18 protein-coding genes and 1 tRNA gene are annotated in these 21,233 nt (G+C 50.3%); 9 read left to right on the top strand and 10 right to left on the bottom strand.

The window, feature by feature from the left end:
- Positions 1–42 precede the first annotated feature (42 nt).
- Positions 43–765 (bottom strand): DNA repair protein RecO, encoded by a 723-nt coding sequence (recO, locus tag AC1HCU_RS01325; protein ID WP_480368110.1) that lies wholly within the window; start codon positions 763–765, stop codon positions 43–45.
- 250 nt (positions 766–1,015) lie between these two features.
- Positions 1,016–1,366: a 50S ribosomal protein L19 gene (rplS, locus tag AC1HCU_RS01320; RefSeq protein WP_480368107.1), complete on the bottom strand. Its 351-nt coding sequence runs from the start codon at positions 1,364–1,366 to the stop codon at positions 1,016–1,018.
- Between the two features lie 222 nt (positions 1,367–1,588).
- On the opposite strand from rplS, the gene AC1HCU_RS01315 reads away from it, so the two are divergent.
- Genes AC1HCU_RS01315 through aroB form a run of 4 tightly spaced genes read left to right on the top strand, consistent with a single transcriptional unit; the run spans position 1,589 to position 7,200 of the window.
- Positions 1,589–2,341: a 5'-nucleotidase C-terminal domain-containing protein gene (locus AC1HCU_RS01315; protein WP_480368105.1), complete on the top strand. Its 753-nt coding sequence runs from the start codon at positions 1,589–1,591 to the stop codon at positions 2,339–2,341.
- A gap of 13 nt (positions 2,342–2,354) precedes the next feature.
- A complete protein-coding gene (locus AC1HCU_RS01310; RefSeq protein WP_480368102.1) occupies positions 2,355–3,185 on the top strand; it encodes a bifunctional metallophosphatase/5'-nucleotidase in 831 nt (276 codons plus the stop codon).
- Positions 3,182–6,136: a serine hydrolase domain-containing protein gene (locus AC1HCU_RS01305; protein WP_480368100.1), complete on the top strand. Its 2,955-nt coding sequence runs from the start codon at positions 3,182–3,184 to the stop codon at positions 6,134–6,136. Before AC1HCU_RS01310 ends, AC1HCU_RS01305 begins: the two co-directional genes overlap by 4 nt.
- 8 nt (positions 6,137–6,144) lie before the next feature.
- A complete protein-coding gene (gene aroB / locus AC1HCU_RS01300; protein ID WP_480368097.1) occupies positions 6,145–7,200 on the top strand; it encodes a 3-dehydroquinate synthase in 1,056 nt (351 codons plus the stop codon).
- Here aroB and AC1HCU_RS01295 read toward each other — a convergent pair.
- The 3 genes from AC1HCU_RS01295 to AC1HCU_RS01285 all read right to left on the bottom strand — a co-directional run bounded on the left by AC1HCU_RS01295 (position 7,176) and on the right by AC1HCU_RS01285 (position 10,473).
- Positions 7,176–8,279 (bottom strand): glycosyltransferase family protein, encoded by a 1,104-nt coding sequence (locus AC1HCU_RS01295; protein ID WP_480368095.1) that lies wholly within the window; start codon positions 8,277–8,279, stop codon positions 7,176–7,178. The genes aroB and AC1HCU_RS01295 overlap by 25 nt on opposite strands.
- A 96-nt stretch (positions 8,280–8,375) precedes the next feature.
- Entirely contained in the window at positions 8,376–9,713 is a 1,338-nt protein-coding gene (locus AC1HCU_RS01290; RefSeq protein ID WP_480368092.1) for a dihydroorotase, read from the bottom strand.
- Between the two features lie 13 nt (positions 9,714–9,726).
- Positions 9,727–10,473 carry a polyprenol monophosphomannose synthase gene (locus tag AC1HCU_RS01285; RefSeq protein ID WP_480368089.1) on the bottom strand — a complete coding sequence of 249 codons (747 nt, stop codon included), beginning with the start codon at positions 10,471–10,473 and terminating at the stop codon, positions 9,727–9,729.
- A 117-nt stretch (positions 10,474–10,590) separates the two neighbouring features.
- On the opposite strand from AC1HCU_RS01285, the gene AC1HCU_RS01280 reads away from it, so the two are divergent.
- Together AC1HCU_RS01280 and AC1HCU_RS01275 are read left to right on the top strand one after the other, a co-directional pair.
- Positions 10,591–10,663, top strand: a tRNA-Met gene (locus AC1HCU_RS01280).
- 81 nt (positions 10,664–10,744) lie between these two features.
- Positions 10,745–11,221 (top strand): septal ring lytic transglycosylase RlpA family protein, encoded by a 477-nt coding sequence (locus AC1HCU_RS01275; protein ID WP_480368087.1) that lies wholly within the window; start codon positions 10,745–10,747, stop codon positions 11,219–11,221.
- A 35-nt stretch (positions 11,222–11,256) separates the two neighbouring features.
- Here the strand turns inward: AC1HCU_RS01275 and AC1HCU_RS01270 are convergent, their stop codons facing one another.
- From AC1HCU_RS01270 to AC1HCU_RS01250, 5 genes are all read right to left on the bottom strand, one after another.
- Complete coding sequence (locus AC1HCU_RS01270; RefSeq protein ID WP_480370988.1) at positions 11,257–13,536, bottom strand: GH92 family glycosyl hydrolase; 2,280 nt, start codon at positions 13,534–13,536, stop codon at positions 11,257–11,259.
- A gap of 17 nt (positions 13,537–13,553) precedes the next feature.
- Entirely contained in the window at positions 13,554–15,002 is a 1,449-nt protein-coding gene (locus tag AC1HCU_RS01265; RefSeq protein ID WP_480368084.1) for a glycoside hydrolase family 125 protein, read from the bottom strand.
- A 45-nt stretch (positions 15,003–15,047) separates the two neighbouring features.
- Positions 15,048–15,530 carry an Lrp/AsnC family transcriptional regulator gene (locus AC1HCU_RS01260; RefSeq protein WP_480368082.1) on the bottom strand — a complete coding sequence of 161 codons (483 nt, stop codon included), beginning with the start codon at positions 15,528–15,530 and terminating at the stop codon, positions 15,048–15,050.
- 114 nt (positions 15,531–15,644) lie between these two features.
- Positions 15,645–16,832, bottom strand: coding sequence for a M20 metallopeptidase family protein (locus AC1HCU_RS01255; RefSeq protein WP_480368080.1), 1,188 nt, complete (start codon positions 16,830–16,832; stop codon positions 15,645–15,647).
- Between the two features lie 15 nt (positions 16,833–16,847).
- A complete protein-coding gene (locus tag AC1HCU_RS01250; protein ID WP_480368078.1) occupies positions 16,848–18,089 on the bottom strand; it encodes a DUF1015 domain-containing protein in 1,242 nt (413 codons plus the stop codon).
- A 149-nt stretch (positions 18,090–18,238) separates the two neighbouring features.
- On the opposite strand from AC1HCU_RS01250, the gene AC1HCU_RS01245 reads away from it, so the two are divergent.
- The 3 genes from AC1HCU_RS01245 (at position 18,239) to AC1HCU_RS01235 (ending at position 21,233) form a co-directional block, all read left to right on the top strand.
- Positions 18,239–18,739 (top strand): DMP19 family protein, encoded by a 501-nt coding sequence (locus AC1HCU_RS01245; RefSeq protein WP_480368075.1) that lies wholly within the window; start codon positions 18,239–18,241, stop codon positions 18,737–18,739.
- A 128-nt stretch (positions 18,740–18,867) separates the two neighbouring features.
- A complete protein-coding gene (locus AC1HCU_RS01240; RefSeq protein WP_480368073.1) occupies positions 18,868–19,833 on the top strand; it encodes a hypothetical protein in 966 nt (321 codons plus the stop codon).
- A gap of 11 nt (positions 19,834–19,844) precedes the next feature.
- The gene (locus tag AC1HCU_RS01235; RefSeq protein WP_480368070.1) at positions 19,845–21,233 is read left to right on the top strand and encodes a GntP family permease; all 1,389 of its coding nucleotides are present in this window, start codon (positions 19,845–19,847) and stop codon (positions 21,231–21,233) included.

Here is a 21,233-nt window from a genome sequence, read left to right as displayed (position 1 = left end):
TCCTGTTACCCTGATCCAAATCGAAGAAGACATGATTTTTTTTCAGGACAACATCCGCAGGATTTCGACCGACTTGAGCGGAGGAAAGTCGTAAACATGCAAACGATAATATTCAAGCAGGTAGTCCAGTATTGTATTCCGGTTATTACGCGACAAACGGAAGAGATGCATATTGCCATAGTTCATGCGTTGGAGTAGCACCAGAAAATCACTTTCACTACTATTCAGATAATGCCCGTGTATCGGCATGTTCATCACAAACTCACCCTGCATAAGATCAAAAAAGCGGTTTTTCTCCCGCCACTCCACGTTCGGATAAATACCCATGAAACGGGTCAGCCCGAACAGGAAAGCCAGATGAAAGCTGGCCACTCCCTTTTCGGCTGCCTCCAGCGTCTCCACCGAGTTCTTCACAAAATCGAAAGAGGGTTCATTATGATCCGACTCGCGGAAGATCCGCAATAAAAACTCAGAAAGGAAAAAAGCCAGTGACATCTTGGTCATGTTCGTACAAAGATCGTGTAACGGAAACTGTCGTTCGACCTCCTTCAACCGGTGCAGATCGCGCAGCGGCAAATGTTCCACCTCCAGGTGTAGTACCGATAGCGGAAAGAAAAGTGAAGTTTTTATTTTCGCTGTCTTACCTCGTGAGCGGGGAAGCAGGTAAGAGACCCTGCCAAAGTCGCGTGTGAACACCTGCACGATGCTATAAATGTCGTTATAGGGCGAAGTACCCAGCACGATCCCTTCGGTTTTATGGAGCATAAGTTTATTTTCAGTAAAAGAATAACAGTCACAAAAATAGGAAAATCCGGTGTTCCTGCAAAGAAGAGTCGGTGGCAAAAAAGATTGAGATGGATAACAGGGAGTAAGAAGTATGGGGAGGTGTGAAAAATTGGTCGGGTTTGGCAACAATGGTGATCTAACCCACTATGTACATGTAGCAATGAGAGATGTGGATACAAAAAACTCCGGAAAAGATTCCGGAGCAATTTCATTTTGTCTGCAGTAACTCTTAATATACTTTTTTGCGAATACGGGCAGCTTTTCCACGCAGTTTGCGCAGGTAATAGAGTTTTGTTCTGCGTACTTTTCCTGCACTGTTGAGCGTAATATCTTCGATGAATGGTGAGTTCATCGGGAAGATACGTTCCACACCAATGTTGTCAGACATCTTGCGCACGGTAAAACGCTTTGCGTCTCCGTGGCCGGCAATCTTGATCACCACCCCGCGATACTGCTGTATACGTTCTTTATTTCCTTCCGCAATGCGGTAAGCAACCGTGATGGTATCGCCACTTTTAAAAGCAGGAAACTCTTTCTTTTCCCTTGCGAAAGCTGCTTCTGCTATTTTAATTAAATCCATCTTGTAATAAGCTTTATGTTAATAATTAACCCTGTTTAAACGCAATATGACGGAACGGGACCGACAGAGATTACGCAAAGCGGATGCAAAGGTAGTAATTATTCCCGAAATTTCCGCGTAAAATATTATTTAATGTTTATTTATAAAAAGAGCTTTTGCTTTCAGGGCAAAAATATCTATTTTTGGCACTATAAATGGTTTAGGACAATTTATCTATTCGGCATGCATAAAAAAATAGCCCCGGTTATCTGTCTGGCAATCCTCCTGCTTTCCTGCAAACAGTCCTATCATGTGACGGAAATGTCAGGCACCATCGTGCAGATGGATTCTGTCTTCGATCACAGTCCGCACCAGAAGATGCAGGCGCTGGTACAATCCTACAAGGGGAAGCTCGACAAGGAGATGAACGAGCCCATCGGTTATTCGGCACAGTTTATGGATTACAAAAGGCCCGAGAGCCTGCTGACCAACCTCACATCGGATGTAATGAAGGCCTATGGCGACGAACATCTACCCCAGGGCGCCGATATGGGAGTGATGAACGTACATGGGCACAGGGCCACTCTGCCAAAAGGGAAGATCACTGTGGGTAACCTATATGAGATTTATTCGTTCGACAACACCCTTACCTTCCTCGCTCTGAAAGGGAGCGACCTGAAAAACATCTTCGATGCCTACGCCCGCATCGGAGGTGCAGGCATCTCTTCGAATGTGAAGCTGGTGGTGGAAGAGGGGAAAGTGAAAAATGTGACGGTCGACGGCAAACCCGTGCAGGACGAAAAAGTTTATTACATAGTCACCCTCGATTACCTTGCCGAGGGAAACGACAACATGGCTGCCTTCCGCAACGCAATCTCAAGTCAGGATACAGGCATCACACTGCGGGATATTATGATTGATTACGTGAAAGAACAAACCCGTCGGGGAAAGGAAGTGGTCTCCGCACTCGACCGGCGAATAGTCATTAACAAATAGCCTCCCCATTAAGATGAAAAGATATCTTTCCTGCCTGCTCCTGGGCTTCTTTTTACTTTCCGGTCCGGCACTCGTTGCCCGGGAGCGGCTGGTAATTCTGCATACAAACGATACCCACAGCCGCATCGAACCACTTCCCCCCACTGACAGGACGGCTCCAGGCATGGGAGGTGTCGTACGCAGGGCATCCTACATTGATCAGATGAGGGCAGAAAACAAACAGGTACTCCTGCTCGATGCAGGGGATTTCCTTCAGGGAACCCCCTACTTCAATTTATTCAAGGGAGAAGTCGAGATAAAAACGATGAACCTGATGCGTTACGATGCGGCCACGTTGGGTAATCATGAGTTTGATTACGGTCTGGAGACACTTGAAAAGGTAGTCAGTCTGGCCAATTTTCCAATCGTATCAAGCAATTACGACTTTTCCGGCACCCCGCTCTCCGGTATGATAAAACCCTTCGTGATCCTGAAAAAGGGAAAACTGCGCATCGGGGTCATCGGTATCAACATCCAGCCAAAAGGGCTGATCGCTGCGGACAACTACGATGGAATGAAGTTTCTGGATCCTGAGGAGACTGCCAACAAGTTGGCAGAGAAGCTTCGTGTGGAACAGAAATGTGATCTGGTTATCTGCCTTTCCCACCTCGGTTACGGAGCCGATGTAAGGCTGGCCGAATCATCCCGGAATATTGACCTTATCATTGGAGGCCATAGCCATACCTACTTGCAGGAACCCACCGAACGCATGAACAGGAACAACAGGCCGGTGATGATTTATCAAACCAGTGGCCGGGGTGCCTATGTAGGCAGGATGGACGTAACAATGGAGAGAGTAAAATGACCAGAATACTACTGTTCAGCATATTATTCATCTGCACATTGCCAGTTCCGGCACAGGTGATACCCAACCTTTACCGGCAGGCCGACCAGGGCGAGATGACCAGATGGGTAGACTCGGTCTACAGTACCCTCACCCGGGAGGAGAAGGTGGGCCAGCTTTTTATGCCTATCGCTGAACCCAGCAATAGCTGGAAACCGAAAATATCGGGATACATCAGAAACCAGAAAGTGGGCGGGTTGTTATTCTCGAAGGGAACCATGGCACAACAGGCCACTATCACCAATTACGCGCAGGGTATATCCGACGTGCCGCTGCTGATAGCCCTTGATGGCGAGTGGGGACTGTCGATGCGTCTGAGCGATGCCCCCAGGTTTCCCCGGAACATCATCATCGGTGCCATCACCGACGACTCTCTGCTCACCCTCTACGGCAAGGAGGTAGCCCGTCAGTGCCGGGAACTGGGTATCCATGTGAACTTCGCCCCCTCCATCGACGTACATACAAACCCCGACAATCCGGTCATCGGCACCCGCTCCTACGGTGAAAACCCGCTGAACGTGGCACGACAGGGCATTGCCTTTGCCCGGGGAATGGAACTCAACGGCGTCATGGCCGTGGCAAAACATTTCCCGGGACATGGAGACACTTCCGACGATTCCCACAAAAAACTCCCTACCATCAAACACAGCCGCGAACGGCTGGAGAAGGTAGAGCTTTACCCGTTCCGGGAATATATAAACGCCGGTTTGTCGGGCATCATGTCAGGGCATCTGAACGTGCCCGAACTGGAAACCGGGGGGATGCCCGCCTCACTCTCACCCAACGTGGGCGTGAATCTGCTGAAAAAGGAGATGGGATTTGCCGGCCTTACCTTCACCGACGGCATGTCGATGAAAGGAGTCTCCGGTCAGTCCGATGCCAGTGTGCGGGCGCTGCTGGCAGGGAATGATGTGATTCTGGGCGTAGCAAACCAGCAGAAGGCGTTCGAGTCGGTCATAGAAGCAGTAACCAACGGTACCATCCCCGATTCGCTTCTAAAAAAAAAGGTACTGAAAATACTCTCCTACAAATATATTCTCGGGGCTCATCGCTTCGTTCCCATCAACAGCAGCACCGTTCACAGACGCGTGGAGACACCCCGGACCACGTGGTTGCAACGCAAGATCTACGACCACGCAGTAACATTACTTAAGAACCAGCAGGGGCGACTGCCACTGAAGGGGCTCGACACCACACGGATCACCTCAGTGGCGCTCGGCACTTCCTCCTTCAACACCTTCCAGCAATATCTTAAAAAACAGGGCGACGTGCAGGCGTTTCAGTCAAAAACCGCTGCAGAACTGTTTAGAGAAACAGATTTGAAAAAACCGGATCTGTTCATTATCTCCGTTCACGACAGCCAGGCAGCCGATGCCGCCTCCTTGCATCAGCTGGTCGGCAATACCCCCTTCATTCTGGTGTTCTTTACCATGCCTTATGCCGCGGACCAGTACAGGAAGGTCATGGAATCAGCCGATGCGGTGGTCCTTGCCTATGACAACACGCCTTTTGCCCAGATGAGCGCCGCACAGGGTATCTTTGGCGGAATAGGCTTTCGTGGCAGGCTGCCGGTGACCACAGCCTCTTTTTCCGAAGGAAGTGGTATTGATACACAAAAAACAAGGCTGGGTTATTCCATGCCCGAAGAGATGGGTATTCCGTCGGAACGGTTCGCCGGAATTGAGCATATTGCAATTGAGGGAATTCGTCAAAAGGCATACCCGGGTTGCCAGATACTGGTAGTAAAAGACGGCATGGTTATTTACGAGAAGGAGTTCGGCCGTTTCGATTACGGGGAAAGTCCGCAGGTGACCGGCGAAACGGTCTACGACCTGGCCTCTGTAACAAAAGCATCGGCCACGCTGCCTGCCGTGATGAGACTCTATGATGAAAAGAAGCTGGCACTGCTAGACCCCATCGACAAGTTTGTACCTGAAACAAAGGGAAGCGACAAGGCGAAGATACCGCTCCGCTCACTCCTTCTGCACGAGTCGGGTATCACCTCTTTTATCCCCTACTATACCAGTGCCATCGACCCCAACAGTTATAAAGGACGTCTGTTCGGTGCCCGTTCCGCGACGTACCATGTCCGTTATGCCGGCGCCTGGGCCCGTACCGATTACCGCTTCCTACCCGACCTCATCTCCCCGAAACCTTCAGAGCGATTTTATCTGCCGGTGGCGGAAGGGATCTATGCCAGCGACAAGATGCACGACGTCCTGCTGAGGGATATCATTACATCGCCGCTGAAAACGAAGGGGAGATATACCTACAGCTGTCTCAACTTCATGTTGCTGAAGGAAGCAGTGGAACAGATTACAAAACAGGATCTCGACAGTTATGTCAAGGGCACGTTTTATCGTAAGCTGGGTGCCACAACGACCACCTTTCAGCCGTTGAAGTACCTCCCTGCCGACCGGATCCCGTCCACCGAGGATGATCCCTTTTTTCGCAGGCAACACCTCAGGGGATATGTACACGACGAAGGTGCAGCTCTTTTTGGTGGTATCTCCGGCAATGCGGGACTGTTTTCCAACGCCGCTGATCTGGCAAAACTATTCCAGATGTGGCTCAACGGCGGAGTCTACGGTGGAGAGCGATACCTGAGTGAGGAAACGGTGAAACTCTTCACCACTGCAAAGAGTAGTGTGAGCCGCCGTGGTCTGGGATTCGACAAGCCCGATCCCGCCAACAGTGATGCCAGTCCTGTCAGCCCGGGGACACCTGTTGAGGTTTACGGCCATACCGGATACACGGGAACCTGTTTCTGGATAGACCCCACGAACAACATGATCTACATTTTCCTGTCGAACCGGGTCAACCCCTCCCGTTCTCCCAACCGGTTATCCACGCTGAAGATCCGGGAGCGCATTCAGGAAGAACTATATAAAGCACTGGATAACAAACAATAATAAAATAAATGCAACAGATCATCAAAAGCAGCCAACCGGCAACTGATATGGAGAAGATCATCCGGCTTATCCCGCACGACAAGCTTTTTCTTCTTACCGACACACATACCCACCAGCATTGCACACCACTGCTTGCCGGCGTCTCCGCCATCCGCGAGGCAACAGAGATCGTCATTCCTGCCAATGACACGCACAAGACCCTTGAGAACCTGAGTAAGGTATGGCTGGAGCTCACCCAACGCGGGGCCACACGCCACTCACTACTGATAAATCTGGGAGGGGGCATGGTGACCGATCTGGGCGGCTTTGCTGCGGCCACCTTCAAGCGGGGTATCAAATATATTAATCTGCCTACCACCCTGCTGGGTGCCGTGGATGCTGCCGTAGGCGGAAAGACAGGCATCAACTTCGGGGGATATAAAAATGAGATTGGCGCATTTTATCCGTCGGAGTACGTGATTATCTCGTCTCTCTTTTTCCGGACACTCGACCGGCGTGCCATCCTCTCGGGATATGCCGAGATGATCAAGCATGCACTGATCCATTCGGAGACGGACTGGGAACAGATACTGACCTTCAAATTCGATAAGCCGGATTATGAAGCACTGAATGAACTGGTTTTTCGCTCCGTGGAGATCAAACGGGAAATCGTGGAAAAGGATCCTTTTGAAAAGAATATCCGCAAGGCACTGAACCTGGGACATACTACCGCCCACGCTTTTGAAAGCTTTGCAATAAGCAATGGTGCTCCTGTACCGCACGGGTATGCAGTGGCCTGGGGCATGATTGTGGAGTTATATCTCTCACACCGCATATGCGGCTTCCCGAAGGAGAAACTGCTCACAACGGTCCGCTTCATACAGCAACATTACGGTGCTTTTGCCATTAGCTGTGACGATTACGATAGACTCCGCGAGATTGCACGTCACGACAAGAAGAATGTGGATGACCAGATTAACTTCACCCTGTTGTCAGATACCGGCAAAGTGCGGATCGACCAGACGGCCGGGGAAGGGCTCTTTTTTGAGGCGTTGGATTTCTACCGTGATTCGGTGGGTTTATAGTTGTCGCAAATCTCTTTGATAAACCGTACTTCGGCCTGGTGTACCCACTCCCTGAAATTCTCATCGGGAGCATATTCGGGTATAAACCGAATGAGCTCGTTCAGTTTGAATTTTTTCGCTGAGATGCCCACACCCGAGAGGGATGCATCGTAGGCATTGAATTCCTGCTCCACATGCACCGGTACCATGAGGGTCGGCTTCCGGTAATAAAGAGCCTCACAGAGAGACTCAAAGCCCGAGGTGGTGGCATACCCCATACAGCCGGCCATACTGTGCAGGAAGCGTTCGTCGTTCAGCTTATGCAGAACAAAATTTTCGTCGACCTGCGTCACCTCGCCGGCATCCTTCTTATCCCAGAAAAAGCACAACGGTACCTCGGGATGTTTTTCGTGCCATGCCAACACCTCTTCAAAATAACCTGTATTCAGCATGTAACCGTGAATATAATTGCCCGGTACAGACTCAATATCAAACACTTCCGATCGCAACAAAGGAGGAACCGTCACTATCTTCCTGTCTTTCGATCCCGGCATGTCGCGAAAGGAGAGTGCAAGAATCTTCGAAGCGCGGGTGGATGTAATCCGGGAGAGCATCCGCAGCAGATAGAACTTCACATCCTGCTCGGCTGTGGTTTTGTAATTCGGGTTAATCAGTACATACTGGTGTGCCACCGTGATCATCTCCACACCCAATTTTTTATCGAAGCGGTATATTCCGTACGCCATACCGGTGATCATCTCATAAAAGTTGATTACTTTGTCGGGACGGTATTGTTCAATCTGTTGTTTTAGAAACAGCAAGCTTTTGCGAAAGATAAAGGGCCGGGAGAAGTTGTTGATGACGCTGATGAAGATGTTGGGACGCTTCTGCTTATAAAAAGAGGTAAAGTTGGGACTGCTGAACTCAGCTACCGGCGCACCTATCTTATTCATGAAGAACTGGGGTATCTGCCTTGAGTCGCTTTTTCCGACCAGCACGGCTACTACATCATGGCCATGCTTCCTGAGGATAGCAGCCAGGGATAATGCCTGTGTGAAGTGGCCCCTACCCTCTCCCTGAACAGTAAACAAAAATCTCACTCGTGAAGGTTTTTATTAAATTTCGACACAAAAGTAGAAAAATATATCGGCATGCCCAATCATTTTGGGTTAATGAACGTCAAGCCGGCTACACTTTCATCTTTCGAAAGCAAGGGGCTTGCCATGGATGTTGTCCGTCAAATTTTCCCCATTCCATACCTGTTGTCCGTTCACAAAAGTTTTTACAACCGAGCAGCCAAATGTCTCCCCTTCGAAGGGAGACCATCCGCATTTGTAAAGGATATTTTGCGGGGTCACCGTGTAGGGCCTTGCCGGGTCAACAAGTACCAGGTCTGCAAAATAGCCCTCCCTGATAAACCCTCTTTCCTTCACCCTGAACAGGCGTGCCGGAGCATGACACATCTTCTCCACCACCTGTTCCCTACTGAGAACACCTTTTGCCGCCAGTTGAAACATCAGCTGCAGCGAATGCTGCACCAGCGGCCCACCCGAAGCTGCCCGCAGGGCGCCACCCTCTTTCTCGCTTAACAGATGGGGTGCATGATCGGTGGCCACCACATCGAGCTTTCCCTGTGCAAGAGCTTCGCGTAACGCCCGTCTGTCATCCGTGGTCTTGACGGCCGGATTCCATTTGATGCGGGCTCCCAGCCTTTCGTAATCCTGATCAGAGAACCAGAGGTGGTGCACGCACACCTCTGCCGTGATTTTTTTCTCCTCAAGGGGAGCCGCGCTGAAGAGTGCCATCTCCCGGGCTGTGGAGAGGTGCAGTACGTGCAGCCTTGCCCCGTACCTGTCGGCCAGTTCAATCGCCTGTGCCGAGGAGCGGTAACACGCTTCAGCGCTTCTGATAAGCGGATGCAGGGATATAGGAATCTCCTCACCGAACTTTTTCCTGTATCTCTCGCTGTTCTCCCGTATCATTTCCTCTTTCTCACAGTGGGTGGCAATGAGCGCATCCACCTCGGCAAAGATCCGTTGCAGGGCGCTTTCGTTGTCTACAAGCATATTTCCTGTGGAAGCCCCCATGAAAACCTTCACTCCACACACTTTTCTTGTGTCCACTTTTTTTAGCTCTGCGAGATTGTCGTTGGTGGCTCCCAGGTAAAAAGAGAAGTTGGCAGCCGACTTTCCGGCAGCCATCTCCATTTTACGCTCGAGCGCCTCCAGGGTAATCGTTTGCGGGTTCGTGTTGGGCATCTCCATGAAGGAGGTCACTCCTCCCGCCACGGCCGCCCTGCTTTCGGTAAACAGGTCGCCCTTGTGTGTAAGGCCCGGATCTCGGAAGTGTACCTGGTCGTCGATCACACCGGGAATCAGGTACAATCCCCTTGCATCAGTGATCCGGCAGGCATTCATCACCTCCTGCGGTACTCCATCACTGAATATGCGTGATATTCTTTCCCCTTCAAGAAGTACCGATCCCGTAAAAACGGCTCCCTCGTTGATGATTGTTGCTTTGTGAATCAGTTCCATATTCCGAAAGTCATTATTTTCTGGCCTTTGGTTTTATTTTTCCGGTCATCCTCCGCCAGCGCAGGCTGATGACACCGAAGAAAGCTTCCCCGAAGATGCTTGTATTCATTTTTGAGGTTCCCAGTCTCCGGTTGACAAAGATCACCGATACCTCTTTAATTTTGAACCCGAGCACGTGCGCCGTATATTTCATTTCAATCTGGAAGGCATACCCCTTGAAACGGACATGATCGAGATCGATGGTTTCCAAAACCTTCCTTCGGTAACAGACAAAGCCTGCTGTTGTATCCCTGATATCGAGACCGGTCACAAACCGTACGTATTTTGAGGCGAAGTACGACATCAGCACCCTTCCCATGGGCCAGTTTACCACGTTCACCCCCGTGGAATAACGGGAACCCACGGCCACATCATATTTTCCTTCGCTACATGCCGTATAGAGCCGGGGGAGGTCGTCGGGGTTGTGCGAAAAGTCGGCATCCATTTCAAATATGAAGTCGTAAGCATGCAACAACGCCCATTTGAAACCGTGTATGTAGGCAGTACCCAGTCCCAGTTTCCCCTTCCTTTGTTCCAAAAAGAGCCGGCCTGCAAACTCCTCCCTCTGAAGGCGTTGCACAATGGCAGCCGTTCCGTCGGGAGAGCCGTCGTCAATAACCAGGATGTGAAAATTCTTCTTCAAGGAAAAGACGGCCCTGACAATTAATTCAATATTCTCTTTTTCGTTGTATGTGGGAATAATGACAATACTATCTGACATAGCGGTAAATTTGACTCAAAAGTACAGTTTTTAATGTACAAATAAAAAATATTCGGAGAAATTTTGTTTTTCCAATATTAATCTCTATCTTTGCAACCCAATTAAGGAATAACATATCGCGGAGTGGAGCAGTTGGTAGCTCGTTGGGCTCATAACCCAAAGGTCGTAAGTTCGAGTCTTGCCTCCGCAACTATCGAAAGGAAAGTGTAGCAGCTTTCCTTTTTTTATTTGTTTTTTTTTATTTTATTTGCAGCCGGAAATCTTTACAACGATGAAGAAAAAGATTACTCAGCTGTTTGTTGCAGTCAGCCTCTTTATTACCGTTACCGACTGTCTTGCCCAGCAATCAGGGAAGGCCTCCTTTTATTCAAATCGTTTTCACGGGAGAAAGATGTCGGATGGCACCTCCTATCACAGGGACAGCCTCACCTGTGCCCATCGCACCTTTCCTTTCGGTACCATGCTGGAGGTGATCAATCCGAAAAACAACAAGAAGGTTATTGTAAAAGTCACCGACAGGGGGCCGCGTTACCGGGGCAGGGTGATCGACCTCTCCTATGCCGCAGCCAAAAAGCTGGGCATTGTCAGTCAGGGCGTTGCACAGGTAGAGATCAGGGAGTGGGTATTCAACCCTTTTTACCAGCCTCTGGCAATCCCGTTTGATTCACACGGACTGTTTATCAATGTAAAAAGTACAGCCGGGGTGTTGCAAAACCTGAATATCGACAAGGCAAGGGTGCTGAAATAAATGGCAGACATTTATTCAGCACCACTCTCTTTAATCTATTTCCCGTTGGTAAAAGAATAGGGATAGTCGGTTTTCTTCGTACCCCTGTTCTTATTCGGTGTATCAGACATGGTGAAATCGATCTTCGCTCCCTTCATCAGCTCGGTATGTGTAAAATAATTCTTGGAAGATGATTTTCCATTTATTCGCATGTCGCTGATGTACCTGCTTTTGGAATTATTCCCCGGTGCATTGATCTCCACTTTTTTCCCATTTTCGAGATGGAGGGTCATCTTCTCAAACAGGGGCGAGCCGATCACATACTGGTCGCTGCCCGGGCAGACGGGATAGAAGCCGAGGGCCGAGAAGACATACCAGGCCGAGGTCTGTCCGTTGTCCTCGTCGCCGCAGTATCCATCGGGCGTGGGCAGGTAGAGCTTGTCCATTACCTCACGCACCCGGTACTGCGCTTTCCAGGGTTCACCGGCATAGTTATAGAGGTAGATCATGTGCTGAATGGGCTGGTTGCCGTGGGCATACTGCCCCATGTTCATGATCTGCATCTCCCTTATTTCGTGAATAACGCCACCATAGTAGCTGTCATCGAAAACAGGCGGCATGATGAACACCGAATCGAGCATCTGCACGAATGCCTTGTTACCTCCCATCAGGTCTATCAGCCCCTGCGGGTCGTGGAATACAGACCATGTGTAGTGCCAGCTGTTTCCTTCGGTGAAGGCATCTCCCCATTTCGTGGGGCTGAAGGGCGACTGGAAGGAACCATCTTCGTTGCGTCCCCGCATCAGTTTATATTCTTTCGAATAAAGGTTGCGATAGTTCTGGCTTCTTTTGGCAAAGAGATCGATTTCCTTTTTGGGGCGGTTCAGCGCTTTGGCCAGTTTGTAGATGGTCCAGTCGGCATAGGCATACTCCAGCGTGCGTGCCGCGTTCTCCCTGATATTCACGTCGTATGGCACATAGCCCAGCTTGTTGTAGTACTCATGTCCGAGGCGTCCTGTGGAACTCACCTTGGGATGCACGTTCTCCGTACCGTGAAGCATCGCCTTGTAGAGTGTTTCTATGTCGTACCCGCGCAACCCTTTCAGGTACGCGTCGGCCACCACCGAAGCAGAGTTGTTGCCAATCATGATGCCTCTGTGTCCCGGGCTTGCCCACTCGGGCAGGAAGCCACTCTCCTTGTAGGTGTTCACCAGTCCCTCCTGTATCTCCTTGTTCACCGAGGGGTAGACCAGGTTCAGAAGCGGAAATAATGCACGAAAGGTATCCCAGAAGCCAGTATCGGTATACATATACCCGGGAAGCACCTCTCCGTTGTAGGGACTGTAATGTACGGTCCTGCCTTTGGCGTCGATCTCGTAAAACTTGCGTGGAAACAACGTGGAGCGGTAGAGCGTGGAATAAAAGGTACGTACCTGGTCAAGGTTCCCCCCCTCTACTTCAATTTTACCCAGCACCTCATTCCAGATGTCGCGTCCCTCCTGCTTCACCTGGTCGAAATCCTTACCGGTCACCTCTTTGAGGTTTTGCCATGCCTGCTCCGTACTGATGAAAGAAGAAGCTACCCGGGCAAGCACCCTCTCCCCCCTTTTTGTGGCGAAGCCGATGAATGCGCCCGCGTGGTCAGCTTCGGCTTTTGTGCTGTTTTGTATAATAGCCTTGTTCTCTACCGCATGCATTTGCTGAAAAGGTCTGTCGAAGACGATCACAAAATAATTTTTGAAGTTCGCAGGTACGCCTCCGCTGTTACGGGTGGTATACCCCACGATGGCATTCTTCTCGGGGAGTATCTCCACTGCGGAACCCTTATCAAAGGCATCCACCAGCACAAAGGCGTTCTCTGTTTCCGGAAAGGTAAACCGGAAGATGGCGGCCCGTTCGGTGGGCGTGATCTCCGTAGTCACATCATAATCGGCCAGGTAGGCGCTGTAATAGTAGGGTTTCGCCACTTCAGCCTTGTGTGAGTACCAGCTGGCCCTTTTCTCCTGATCAAACTCCATCCGGTCCACCATCGGGAAGATGGAAAACTGGCCATAGTCGTTCATCCAGGGACTGGGCTGGTGTGTCTGCTTGAAACCGTTCAGTTTGTTGTCAGTGTATGCATACTGCCATCCGTCGCCAATCTTACGGGTCTGGGGTGTCCAGAAGTTCATACCCCAGGGCAGGGCAATGGCGGGATAGGTGTTTCCGTTGGAGAGGGCGAACTCAGACTGGGTTCCCATGAGTATATTCACGTAATCGACCGGTAAATCAAACGATTGACTCTTCATATTTGAAGCAGTTAACATTGCACACAATATCATCGCGGCAGCTTTCAAAAAATTTCCCATACTTTTCAGATGTTGTTAATGAGGTTCATTTTACCTTTTGCCTCCAGTTCCACAATCAGTTCACCAAAGAGGGTGTTGACCCAGGCGAACCAGCTTCTGGTAAATTTGGCAGGGTTGTCCTTGTGAAACGACTCGTGCATAAAGCCGGTATCGGCGTCGGTGTTACGAAGCATGCGGAGACAATGTTTAATCTCCTCGTCGCTGCGGCTTGTCTGTGCACGCATGATGATGCTCATGGGCCAGATCATGTCATAGCCTATGTGCGGACCGCCGATACCTTCTCCTGCCGTCCCCTTGAAGAAGTAGGGGTTGTCTTCGCTCAGTACCATCTTCCGCGTGTTACTGTAGACAGGATCCTTCAGGTCTACGGAGTCGAGGTATGGCAATGCCAGCAGGCTGGGTACGTTGGCGTCGTCCATGAAATAGGCGTTCCCGAATCCGTCCACTTCAAAAGCATAGACCCTTCCATATTTGGGGTGTTGCACGATGGCGTACTTCTGAATGGCATCGTGCACTTCTTTGGCCAGTGCTGTGGCTGCCTTGGCCAGTGCATCATCCCTGGTCACCTTTTGGGCGATCTCGGCAATCTGTTTCAACGAAGTTACCGCGAAGAGGTTGGAGGGCACCAGAAACTGGAAGGTGGTTGCGTCGTCGGAGGGGCGGAATGAAGAGACGATGAGTCCCACCGGATTCACCGGATTTCCCCATCCGTCGTTATTCAGCGTATCGAGCTGCCGTTCTGTTTTCCGTTGAAATTTATAGGGGCCATTACCTTCTTTGCGCTGCTGCTCCCTGAAAGTCTCTATCACCCGGTTCATGGCTTTGGTCCAGTCGGCATCGAACACCGAAGTGTCGCCGGTAGTTTTCCAGTAGTTGTAAGCCAGTCTTACAGGATAGGCAAGCGAGTCGATCTCCCACTTACGTTCGTGTAACATTGGCTTCATCTCAGTACGGTCGGTCATCCACTCGTTGTCGGGCTTTGGTTCGCGGTTAAAAGCATTGGCATAGGGATCGATCAGGATGCATTTTGTCTGTCTGTTGATCACGCCGGCTATCATCTGTTTGAGCTGGTTGTCCTTCCTTGTCAGCGGCAGGTAGGGCCACACCTGTGCCGATGAGTCACGCAGCCACATGGCATCAATGTCGCCGGTGATCACAAAAGTATCAGGCCTGCCGTTTTGTATGCTGAAGCTTACCGTGGTATCGAGTGTGTTGGGGAAACAGTTTTCGAACATCCATGCCAGCTTGGGATCTTTTATTTTGGCCTTCACCCTGTTAATGGTTTGTTCTACCGCAGCCGACCTGAAATGACGGTCGCCCGTGGCAGGTCTTTTGGAAACATAACGGTTATTCCGCGCATTGCCCGTCATCGATGAGGTAACCCGGGAAGGGTTCAGGGCCAACGCGGTGAATCCTAACGCCGATGTCCTGATAAAATTTCTACGTGTGGTCATAATTTATATATTTTCAAAAAAGGTGTAAGTTGTCTGCACAGGGATCTATTGATCAGCCTGCTGTGAAGCGAAATCAATAGGCAGCTTCTTGCGGAAGGCATCCTTGAAGCACATCAGCGTTTCGGTTCTCGAAAGTCCGAGAGGTTGCAGCTGTGAGTGAATGATCCGCAGCAGGTCCTTGTTATTTTTCGCATATACCTTAATCAGCAGGTCATATTGTCCGGTGGTATAATAACATTCCACCACTTCAGGAATTTTTTCCAATTCTTTTACCACATAATCGAACGTGGAGGGAGAGGTGAGGAAGATACCCACAAAGGCACAGGTTTCGTAACCTATTTTTTCGGAGTCCACCACAAACTCAGAACCCTTTACTACGCCGAGGTTGGTCATTTTCTGTACCCGCTGGTGGATAGCAGCTCCCGAGACGTCACAGGCGCGTGCCACCTCCAGGAAGGGAATACGTGCGTTTTCCACGATCATCCTGAGGATTTTCTCATCTAACTCATCTAATTCATGCTGGGCCATAGATTAACTTTTAATTTATTACTTATTTGGGATAATTTCAACTGATAAATGATCGTTTTGTGCAAAAATAGAACAAAAGATCGTTTTAACTACACAGAATGGAATGATTGCCTTCTATTTTAACGAATTTAAAGTAAGCCATGCAGCCATCGCAACAGATGTTTTCAAGGCCTGTTCATCGATCAGGAAGGTAGCAGAATGGAGCGGCCCCATTCTCCCTTTTTCTCCGGCTACTCCAAAACGGTAGTAACAACACGGATAACGTTGTGAGAAGAAACCGAAATCATCGGCCGTCATCCGTTTCGGAAATTCAGATACTTTTGTTTCACCCAGAAATTCTGCTGTCATCATCCTTATACGTGCAGTAATCTGCTCATTGCTGAGGACGGAAGGATATCCCGGCGGCAGGTTCACTTCGCAACTACAGCCATATGCTGCAGCGGTGGCGGCAGCAACCTGGGGGATCAGTTGCAGCATCCTGTGGCGGTCCTCCTCCTGCATGCAGCGCAGGGAGCCTGCCAATATCACCTCTCCCGGTATCACATTTGTGGCACCATTGGCGATAAACTTCCCGAAGGAAAGTACCATCGGGTGAAAGGGGTCTATTCTCCGGCTGACCAGCTGCTGCATGGCTACGATAATCTGTGATGCAGCCAGCACCGTATCATTCAGTTCATGCGGCAGGGCTCCGTGCCCCCCCTGTCCCTTTACTTTGATGTGTACCTCATCGGCCGAAGCCATGATGGTTCCTTCGTGAAAGGCGACCATGCCTGCCGGCAGGTCGGTGTAGGCATGCTGCTTCACAATGAAATCGGGATTGTGTTCGCTGAACAGTCCCTCTTGCAACATCAGGCAAGCTCCTCCGGGAGAGCGTTCTTCACCTGGCTGGAAGACAAAGAGGGCAATCCCTGCAAACCGGTTGCGCAGGGAAGACACCATTTTTACCGCCCCCATCAACGATGCGGCCTGGGCATCATGTCCGCAGGCATGCATTACGCCGTGATAAACCGACTTGTAAGGAACATCATTTTGTTCCTGCACGGGGAGTGCATCCATATCGGCTACGAAGGCCATACATTTGCCATCGCCCTCCATCTCCCCTTTTATCGTGGCAAGAATACCTTCCCCGCCAATTCCCTCTTTGAAGGAAATACCTTCCCTCCGGAGAAAGCCGGCAATGTAGGCAGCCGTTTCCTTCTCTCCATAGGAGAGTTCCGGATGTTGGTGCAGCCAACGGTAATGCTGCACCACTTCCGGAAATATATCTTCCGTTTTCTGTCTGATCAGTTCGTCCGGTACCATGATTCTCCGGAAAAATCAGTGTAACTTGTGAATCACCAGGCCCGAGCGTAGCTTTGGCTCAAACCAGGTAGTCTTGGGCGGCATGATGTTGCCGGTGTCGGCAATATCCATCAGCTGCTTCATCGACACGGGATAGAGAGCCAGGGCCACGGCCATCTCTCCGCTGTCCACCCTCTTTTTCAACTCACCGAGACCACGTATTCCCCCCACGAAGTCGATCCGCTTGTCGCTTCGCAGGTCCCTGATACCCAGTATTTCGTTTAGCACAAGGTTGGAGGTGATGGTCACGTCAAGCTGCCCGATGGGGTCGTTGTCGTCATAAGTGCCCGGTTTTGCTGTCACGCTGAAGGAACGTCCGTCGAGGTAAACCGAGAAGTTATGCAGGTTCTTTGGCCTCTGAATCTCCGTACCGGTGGGTTCCACGATGAAGTTCTTCTCCAGCTTTTGAATAAACCCGGCCGGCGTGAGTCCGTTGAGGTCCTTCACCACCCGGTTGTAGTCGATGATGGTGAGCTGGCTGTCGGGGAAGCAGACCGCCATAAAATAGTTGTATTCCTCCTCACCGGTATGGTTTGGATTATTTTCCGCCTTTTCGGCACCCACCAGGGCAGCTGCCGCCGAGCGGTGATGGCCGTCGGCGATATACATGGCCGGCATACCGGCAAATATCTCCGTAATATGCCGGATATCTTCCTCATTCCGGATCAGCCAGAAGTGGTGTCCTACGCCATCGACCGAGACGAAATCATATTCCGGCTGCTGTACCGTGATTTTGGTTACGACCACGTGAAGCGCCTCATTGTCGGGATAGGCAAAGAATACCGGTTCAATATTGGCGTCGTTCACACGCACATGCTTCATCCGGTCCTCCTCCTTGTCGCGGCGTGTAAGCTCATGTTTTTTGATTTTGCCGGTCATGTAATCCTCCACCGAGGCGTCCACCACGAGTCCGTACTGCGTCTTGCCGTTCATGGTCTGGGCATAGACGTAATACATCTCCTGCTCGTCCTGCAGCAGCCATCCGTTTTCCTGAAACATCCGGAAGTTTTCGGCCGCCTTCATATACACGTCCTCGTCGTGTTCATCCTTTCCCACCGGAAAATCGATCTCCGGCTTGATGATGCGATAGAGCGATTTCTCGTTGCCTTCGGCCTCGCTGCGAGCCTCTTCCGAATTAAGCACATCGTAGGGACGCGACGCTACCTCTCTTACCAGTGCTTTTGGGGGGCGGACACCCCTGAAAGGTTTTACCTTCATACAAATATTATATTTATCGTGAATTTATTTAACCGTGTATTTCACGCAAATGTAGCCATTTTATCCGGAAAACAGGGAGCTTCAAAGATAGATTTAATAAAAAACAGTTACATTTGTTCCTGTAAACAAAGACCGCAAAAAATGACCTTATGATACAGATTCAGGAGAAGATAATTATCGAAGCCGCAGAAAAGGGGATGGACGAATTTCTGAAGGTATTTACCGATGCCTATCTGGAGACCCTGGGCGGGGACATCACGGCAGAAAATATGGACAAGCTCAACGGCTATCAGCATACGTTGCTGGCGTATCGTTTTTTCTCTGATGAAGTGAACGAAGGAGGCTTTGTGCAACTGATCCAGAATGGTTACGGGGGTTATATCTTCGATAACCCCACCGCCAAGGCTCTGAAGATGATGGGAGCCAAAGGCGTTTCAAAGATACTCTACAAGGCAAAGGAAATTTTTGATGCACATCGTGCGGAGCTGGAGCGGGAAACTACCGACGAGGAATTCACCGCCATGTACGTCGATTTCGAGCAGTTCGACGAGCTGGAAGAGAAGTTTTTCTATATTGAAGAGGAGGAAACCGCCCTCATTGCCCAGTATGTGGATGAGAACCTGGAGGATTTCGCCAAGATTGTGCAATAGATTACGAGGACATATCCATACTTTCCGCGACATTCAGATATAAAACCGGATCCATACTAAACATTCCCGCTTTTTCTCAGTCAAAAGGACAGGTAAAAAGCCAAATGAACCATTTAAAACCGAATGAAATGAAAAGAATTACCAAAAAATTAGCCATCGTCCTCACAACATTCATCCTGGCGCTCGGTTTCACCGGTTGTGGAACATCATACTACGGTGCGGGCGGAAATGATTATTACGACAATTATTACGATTATAATCCGGCGTGGGCTCCTGATTATTACGCAGGAACACGTTACTACTATTTTCCCGACATTGAGACGTACTACGATCTGGCCACGCGTAATTTCGTTTATCTCTACAACGGGCGTTGGCTTTTCGCACAAACGCTACCTTCCCTCTACTCCACCTTCAACCTGCGGAATGCATTTGTGGTCATCGTCGACCGCAACATGTACAATCCGTGGATGCATCATCAATATTATAATTCACATTACCCGCGCTATTATTATATTGACTACTACGACTACAGTAATATCCCGTATGTAAGGGCCTACAACGAAAACGGGCGACGGGCCGTCTACTGGAAGGAAAACGAGCGGAACCGCGCCCGCGAATGGGGAGACAGAAGCATTCGCGAAGGACGTAACTTCAGATACTCTACCGACGACCGGCGCGTACAGCAGGAGGTCACCCGCCGTGTATCGCAACGTGTGACCCCGTCGCCGGAAGATGTAAGACGTCTCGGGAATGCCGACGAGGGACGAATCACCAGCCGTGATGCCACTCCGGCAATCAACCGGACAACCACCGGCAGGACGACCACGAACCGCACAGCTGCCGACCGGACAGCTAACAGCCGCGCAAATACGACACAAACGCCTACAGCACCCGCAACGCAGCGCACAAGCACCAGCCGTTCAGAGGAGACCAACTACTATGGTGGTTCCATCGGCCAACCCGTACGGGTAGAACGGCAGATGCGCGAAAGCTCCGGGGAGGGGAGGACGACCGAAACCCGTAGCAGCACGCCCAACACCCGCAGTTCCGGGAGTGAAACAACGACCCGCAGTACCAGTAGCGGACGCAGATAAACAAAGATGATATGAGTATCATTACCATTTCCATCTTTGTACTGTTGAGTATCATACTGATCATCTTACTCACATCTGTAACCAGGCTCAATGCATTTGCCTCCCTGTTTCTCGTCGCTTTATTATTGGCTTTGGCTGTTCTTCCCGGTAAAGGAGTGGTTGAAATCCTGAAACAGGGCTTTGGCAGTACAATGGCATCCATCGGGTTTCTTATTATTTTCGGAGCCGTTATTGCCGTCATACTCGAAAAGACGGGTGGCGCAGTCGCCATTGCAAATTATATCCTTTCCCGCACAGGCCACCGTAAAGCCGCTTCGGCCATGGGAATTACAGGTTTTATTGTGGGGTTGCCCATATTTTGTGATTCCGGTTATATCATACTGAGCGGACTGGCAAAGTCGTTCAGTTCCAAAGCCCGAATTACGCTGCCCTTTATTGCCTTTGTGCTGGCCACTTCACTCTATTCAGTTCATTGTCTCATCCCCACCCATCCCGGGGCGTTAGCTGCAGCAGGTATTTTACATGCCAATATCGGACTGTTGATATTGCTGGGGGCAGTTCTTGCCGTTCCACCCGCACTGTCCGCTTTCTTTTGGATTCGGTGGCAAACAAGAAAAGCATCTTATGATGGAACGGTCCGCCTGGAAACAGCACTTCCCGGAATAGAACATTCTGGAACAGCATTTTCCCGGGCAGGATTTCCCGAAACAGAAACCCGGGCCGAAAATCAATTGCCCCCGGTCCGTCTTTCGTTACTACCTATCGCCGTCCCTCTTTTTCTTATAGCGGTGGGTTCTTTGCTCACGGTACTCAATGTGTCCGATATTCACTTCTTGTCCAGATCGTTGTTATTTCTCGGGCAACCCATCATTGCCCTGCTGATCGGCGTATTCCTATCGTTGTTTTTATTGAAAGACAAGTCGATAAAAGAGATTAATGGCGTGCTTGAGTCGGCAATTGAGAAAGCGGGCCCAATCCTCATTGTCACGGGAGCCGGTGGTATGTTCGGTCTGGTAATCAAGGAAACGGGCGTAGGAGCCTTCGCCGGTGATTTCTTTCTGCAAACGGGATTGGGGCTTGCCATACCCTTTCTTATCGCCTTCATCCTGAAGACAGCGCAGGGTTCCTCCACGGTGGCCATCATCACGGCCGCCTCACTGATAATGCCCATGCTGTCCGCATTGGGACTGGACTCCGAAAACGGGAAAATACTTACCATGCTCGCGATGGGTGCAGGCTCGATGATGATCTCGCACGCCAACGACTCCTACTTCTGGGTCATCTCCCGTTTCTCCGGTATCGATTCCAATACCACGCTGAAGGTCTATTCATCAGCCACCATCGTGATGGGCCTGGTCACTTTCTGCTGTGTCTGGCTACTATCCCTTTTTCTATTATAA

It is taken from the genome of Proteiniphilum sp. LBM24028 (genome assembly GCF_056629195.1).
This window is presented reverse-complemented; position numbering and strand designations above follow the sequence as displayed.